Below are 4,750 nucleotides of genomic sequence, written 5' to 3'. Positions count from 1 at the left end.
GTTCTGGGCGGCCCGAGTGGCGGTGTGATGGCGTGGATATCGAGCGGTTCTCAGTACTGCTGGCCCGCTGACCTCGAGGTGGGAGTTGTCGGGTCTACTCGGCGAGTCGACGGAGCCGTTCAGCGATCGTTTCGATCGTCGGGTCGCTCGCGGCAACGTCGATGACGAGGTCGTAGACGTCGTCGTTGCTGGCTTTGGAGATCTCGACTCCGTTGATCTCCAAGAAGACAGCGGTCGACAACCAGCCCAGACGTTTGTTGCCGTCGACGAGCGCATGGTTCTTCACGATCGAATGGAGCAGCGCTGCGGCTTTGGTCCAGATGTCCGGGTAGGCGTCCTCACCGAACGCTGTGGTTCGCGGACGGGCGACGGCTGAGCCGAGCAGACCGATCTCACGAATCGGTGCGGGGTCACCGAACAGTGCAATGGCGAGGCCGACGACGTCATCGAGGTCGAGGAACTCGACCGGTTCGGTCACTCGCCGAGCCGACGCAGGGCGTCGCTGTGTGTCTCGAGAATCAGATTGGCGGACTGAGCGACGCGGTCTCGGTGTTCGCTGCGGCTGACGAACTCTCGAACGGCGCGCCGTGCGGCTTCTTGCATGGAGATTCCCTCGACGTCGGCACGCGCTCGCAGAGCTTCCTGTTCCGTGTCAGTGAGCCTCAGAGTCATCGCCATGAACTGATGGTATCACTTCGACACCATCTCGGCGATGGGTGAGACACGACCGTGAGCTCCGCATATCGGTGACGACACCCACACGCGAGAGCCACGCAGGAACGGCACGTACGCGAGTGTTCAGGTGCGCGATAACGCTCGCCGGGGTCAACGGTCAACGGTCGACGGCCGCTGAGGAGCGTCGGCTGTCGGGCAAGCCCTTCGACGGTCAGCGTCTGGTGGGGCCCGCAGAGATCAGCTGACTTCGACTGGGAGTGGGGTGCTGAGGAGCTGTTGGTCGGGGCCTCGGTACACGGTTGCGACCAGGTTGTAGTCACCGGCGGGAACGACGTAGCCGTCGGCCGGGTTGCAGCTGGAAGTGCTCACGACCACGGGAAGCACAGCGGACTCGCCTGGTTCAATCCGAACGGGGATCCCGACAGCGGGGATTTCGACTTGGCCCGAGTCGGCAACAACGGTGCTGCTCGCGTCGAGGAGATACCCGATCGCTGCGCCTGAAGAGAACTCGATGAGCTGATCACTGGTGTTGGTCAGGACGGCTTCGAGCGAGATGCTGCGTACGTCGCCTCCGCTTCGACCGAGGGCTCGCCCGGGTGTGGTCACCTCGATCGTGAGGCCGGGTTGTTCGCTGGTGTTGTCGAGCGATTCACACCGCGAGTTGGGGAGCGGGTCGGGCATGGGAAATGCGAACGAACCGACCTGCAACTTGACTCGGTCCCCGTACCGATCAGTGAGTTCTTGAGCGAAGGCTTCGTCGTCAGCGAACAAGCCGATCTCGACCTGACCGGCAGTGTTCTTGCCCCAGCTCGCTGCGCGGCTGCGCAGCTCAGCATCGAGTTCGTCGAGTAACTCTTGGGCGTCGACGCCTGACACCGGACCAACGCAGACAATCAGTTCATCGGGATACTCAACGACTTGTTCGAGTGCTTCGACGTGTCGTTCGCGGTCGCTGGTCATCGTGATCACCACAGAGGCATCATTTGGTCCAATCCATTCGAGTCGGTAGCCGCTGAACTCGTCAGGCCGTTCTGATCCGTAAGCAAGGACTTGTCCGAGCATCGGCTCGAGTCGGGTGGCTTCGGCGAGCATCGCATCCGGGTCAGCATCGAAGTCGAAATCCGGAGGAACACTCTGGCTGCAAACAGCCTCGTTGATTGCCGGCGCTGTCGTAGCTGCTTGAACGACCGTATCGGCGGGCTCACCTGTCGTGGCACTGCCGCAGCCTGCCAACAGCACGACACAGGCAAACATCCATCTCTGCACGACCATTGACGTTAGACGCCTGACCCCAGGGACAGGTTCCCGCGTCCAGCAATCTCTTCCGTCGATGTTCACGCCGCTTCTCGACGGCGGAGTCAACCACGAGTTGTCTCGTCAAGCCGGCTTCGAAGCCACTCATAACGACAGCCACTCCGGTCGGCCGAAGTAGCGCATAGCAGGCACGTATCCGCTCGGAGAGGACCCCTATAACGTGCGCGGTGCCTGACGAGCGTCAGTTGCCGGCAGTGGAATCGCCCCAGATTTCTTCGCCGTCGTCGTCAACCGCGCCGGTGCGTTCCAAGCCGATCGCTGAGGCCACGCGCTGCGAACGCGAGTGTTCTCGATGGATGTGGGCGGTGACGCGAGAAACACCTGAAGCCACAAGCTCGTCAACCATTGCAAGGACTGCTTCAACGGCCAAACCGCGTGACTGATGAGCGACACCGACGAGCCAGGCAAGGTCCGCTGCTCCATCGATGACCGTTGCTTGAACAAAGCCGATCGACTCTTTACTGTCAGTGCGTCGAACAATCCAGTTATGCCACTGCTCCCCGGACTGTCCCGATCCAGCAACCTGTGCCCGGTAGCGCTCGGCGAGCGCTTCGCGGCTTGGCGGGTCGCCTCCCGTGAAGCGGTACAGCGCAGGATCCGCGAGCACCGCCCACATTTCATCGGCATGTTCAACGCTGAGCGGCTCCAATGCCACGCGAACAGTCGGCACCTCATCTACACGGTCGACTTCCACTTCAACACACTCGCATGCCAAACCGAGAGCCACAGCCCCAACGAAGCCACTGCAACGATGACGGCACACGACAGTCGTTGATCCACCCATATCAACGGCCTCGGCCAGCTGGCGTAGCCGCTCGTATCTACACGTCGGCGCTCGGTTGGGTGCGCGAGAACGTGATCGGACGGGCACCGCAAGTGGAGTATGCTGGCATACATGCAGAGGACAACAGTCAAGCTCCCCGACGACCTCGACGCTCGACTGCGACACGAAGCCAAGCGGCGCGGGATCACCGTGTCCGAACTGACCAGAGAAGCCATCGAAACGCTTCTTGTCGCACCGCAAGGCAAACGTCGCCTCCTCGCTGCAGGCGCCGGCGCAAGCGGACGCACCGACATCTCCGAACGCATCGAAGAAATCCTCGCCAGCGAGGTCGGCTCATCGCACTGATCATCGACGCCGGCCCGCTCTACGCGTACGTCGACCGCGACGACCGCCACCATGCCGCAAGCCTCGACCTGCTCGAAACACACCCCGGGCCCCTGATCGTCCCCACCCTCGTCATCACTGAAGTGGCCTATCTCCTGGGCACCCGACTCGGCGTTGATCCAGAGGTGAGGTTCTTGGGGGATCTGGCCGCAGGCAACCTCATCGTCGAACCAGTTGCCGCATCAGACTGGCTGCGCATCGCCGAACTCGTGGCGCAGTATGGCGATCTTCCACTCGGCACGGTTGATGCGTCCGTGATCGCGGCTGCCGAGCGGCTCGGCACCAACGACATCGCAACACTCGATCGACGCCACTTCACCGTCGTTCAATCCAGCATCGGCATCCTGAACCTGGTCCCTTGAAACGAAGCGATCAAACCACTCCATAATGTGCGGCCTGCAGCGGGTCCAGACCGTCCGCTATCTACACGTACGCGATCGACCACCCGCTCCAGAACGGCCGCCGGTCAGACGACCGCTACAGCGACTCTGTTGGCGTGTGCCGCGAGAGCTTCGATGTCAGCGCGATCACCAGTGACCACTGTTCCGCCCGGCTCGGCGAGAGCGACGACGAGAGCACCCACAGCAGAACCGGATCGGGCTCGTCGCCGCAGCTCGGCTGCTCGCCGTGCGGTCGACTCACTCACCGAAGCGTCGATGATGCACATCTTCAAGAATCGGTGGGTGTTGGCGTCGCGTCGCGGATCGCCATACAGGGATTCGACGAGAACCATCGTCGGTACGACTGGCGGCCACAGTTCCTGTGCCTTGAACGCCCGAATGAGCGACAGAGCGGTCTTGGTGCGTGCCGAGAGGCGCGACAATCCGCCGCTGTCAAGAACCAGCACCGGTCAACCGACTCGGTCGAGTGACCGATCCCGGATCCGTCGTGCGATTGCCTCGGCAGTGGTCTGCTGGCGCTGGCTGGGCTCGCCAACTTCGGCGGCGAGTTCGTCGAGATATCGGTCCGCTTCAGCGAGCGCGTCTTGACGTTCCAGTTCGGCACGAAGCGCTACCTGGAGTAGCTCGGAGGCCGGGAGGTCGCGCTCCTTCAGTTGTTCGTGGAGGTCGTCGGGCAGGTACACCTGTACTCGTGGCATACGCCTAACTATACACACGTCACCCGAGCGCGCGTAGCGCATATCAGCGAGTCGACTGAGGCAACCAGACCGTCGCATATCGGCACTTGCGATCGCTCGGGCCGCTCAGAAACGTGCGAGGCGGCGGACTCCATGGCGACACGTCAGGTCCGACTACGAAGGTGATTTGAGGTCCTGATTCAGGTCGACACCGCGAACGCCGTCTTGATCAGGGACCTCAGTGTCCAGCACAAGTTCCGGAGTCGCCAGCGGTTCGGAAGAGCGAACCCCGGAGCCGTACTCCTCATCCTCTGAGTATCCATACGTTCGGGTGTGAATGACGTTCCGAATCAGCCGAGCCACTCGTCGAAATCTCACGACTTCATGATCGCACGGTTGTCCGTCCACCGAAAGAACGCCAGCCAGTTTCCGAACGTCCTCCGCTCGACGAAGGCGCTCATGGGGAACTCGAAGCGCGACACTCAACGCCGCACGGCCAGCCGAGTAACGAACGC

At 62.2% G+C, this 4,750-nt stretch carries 8 protein-coding genes; 2 read left to right on the top strand and 6 right to left on the bottom strand.

The window, feature by feature from the left end:
* Positions 1 to 94 precede the first annotated feature (94 nt).
* The 4 genes from ACH2EI_RS03685 to ACH2EI_RS03670 all read right to left on the bottom strand — a co-directional run bounded on the left by ACH2EI_RS03685 (position 95) and on the right by ACH2EI_RS03670 (position 2,683).
* The gene (locus tag ACH2EI_RS03685; protein ID WP_395159162.1) at positions 95 to 478 is read right to left on the bottom strand and encodes a type II toxin-antitoxin system death-on-curing family toxin; all 384 of its coding nucleotides are present in this window, start codon (positions 476 to 478) and stop codon (positions 95 to 97) included.
* Positions 475 to 678 (bottom strand): hypothetical protein, encoded by a 204-nt coding sequence (locus tag ACH2EI_RS03680; RefSeq protein WP_395159160.1) that lies wholly within the window; start codon positions 676 to 678, stop codon positions 475 to 477. The genes ACH2EI_RS03685 and ACH2EI_RS03680 overlap by 4 nt, the downstream gene beginning before the upstream one ends.
* Before the next feature lie 234 nt (positions 679 to 912).
* Complete coding sequence (locus ACH2EI_RS03675; RefSeq protein WP_395154982.1) at positions 913 to 1,941, bottom strand: hypothetical protein; 1,029 nt, start codon at positions 1,939 to 1,941, stop codon at positions 913 to 915.
* 229 nt (positions 1,942 to 2,170) lie between these two features.
* Entirely contained in the window at positions 2,171 to 2,683 is a 513-nt protein-coding gene (locus ACH2EI_RS03670; protein ID WP_395159158.1) for a GNAT family N-acetyltransferase, read from the bottom strand.
* Between the two features lie 201 nt (positions 2,684 to 2,884).
* Between ACH2EI_RS03670 and ACH2EI_RS03665 the strand changes: the two genes are divergently transcribed.
* Together ACH2EI_RS03665 and ACH2EI_RS03660 are read left to right on the top strand one after the other, a co-directional pair.
* Positions 2,885 to 3,118, top strand: a complete 234-nt coding sequence (locus ACH2EI_RS03665; protein WP_395159156.1) for a CopG family transcriptional regulator — start codon at positions 2,885 to 2,887, stop codon at positions 3,116 to 3,118.
* The gene (locus ACH2EI_RS03660; protein WP_395159164.1) at positions 3,109 to 3,519 is read left to right on the top strand and encodes a type II toxin-antitoxin system VapC family toxin; all 411 of its coding nucleotides are present in this window, start codon (positions 3,109 to 3,111) and stop codon (positions 3,517 to 3,519) included. The genes ACH2EI_RS03665 and ACH2EI_RS03660 overlap by 10 nt, the downstream gene beginning before the upstream one ends.
* A 104-nt stretch (positions 3,520 to 3,623) precedes the next feature.
* On the opposite strand, the gene ACH2EI_RS03655 is transcribed toward ACH2EI_RS03660, so the two are convergent.
* Together ACH2EI_RS03655 and ACH2EI_RS03650 are read right to left on the bottom strand one after the other, a co-directional pair.
* Positions 3,624 to 4,004, bottom strand: a complete 381-nt coding sequence (locus ACH2EI_RS03655; protein WP_395159154.1) for a hypothetical protein — start codon at positions 4,002 to 4,004, stop codon at positions 3,624 to 3,626.
* A gap of 3 nt (positions 4,005 to 4,007) precedes the next feature.
* Positions 4,008 to 4,256 (bottom strand): hypothetical protein, encoded by a 249-nt coding sequence (locus ACH2EI_RS03650; protein WP_395159152.1) that lies wholly within the window; start codon positions 4,254 to 4,256, stop codon positions 4,008 to 4,010.
* Between the last annotated feature and the right edge of the window lie 494 nt (positions 4,257 to 4,750).

Source organism: Ilumatobacter sp., assembly GCF_041688325.1.
GTDB lineage: Bacteria > Actinomycetota > Acidimicrobiia > Acidimicrobiales > Ilumatobacteraceae > Ilumatobacter_A.
The sequence above is the reverse complement of the archived record's forward strand: the minus strand, read 5'-3'. Positions and strand labels throughout refer to the sequence as shown.

Excerpts from the sequence above, each read along its gene's own strand:
- ACH2EI_RS03680 (WP_395159160.1), bottom strand. The coding sequence starts at position 678 with ATGGCGATGACTCTGAGGCTCACTGACACGGAACAGGAAGCTCTGCGA.
- ACH2EI_RS03650 (WP_395159152.1), bottom strand. The coding sequence starts at position 4,256 with ATGCCACGAGTACAGGTGTACCTGCCCGACGACCTCCACGAACAACTG.
- ACH2EI_RS03665 (WP_395159156.1), top strand. The coding sequence starts at position 2,885 with ATGCAGAGGACAACAGTCAAGCTCCCCGACGACCTCGACGCTCGACTG.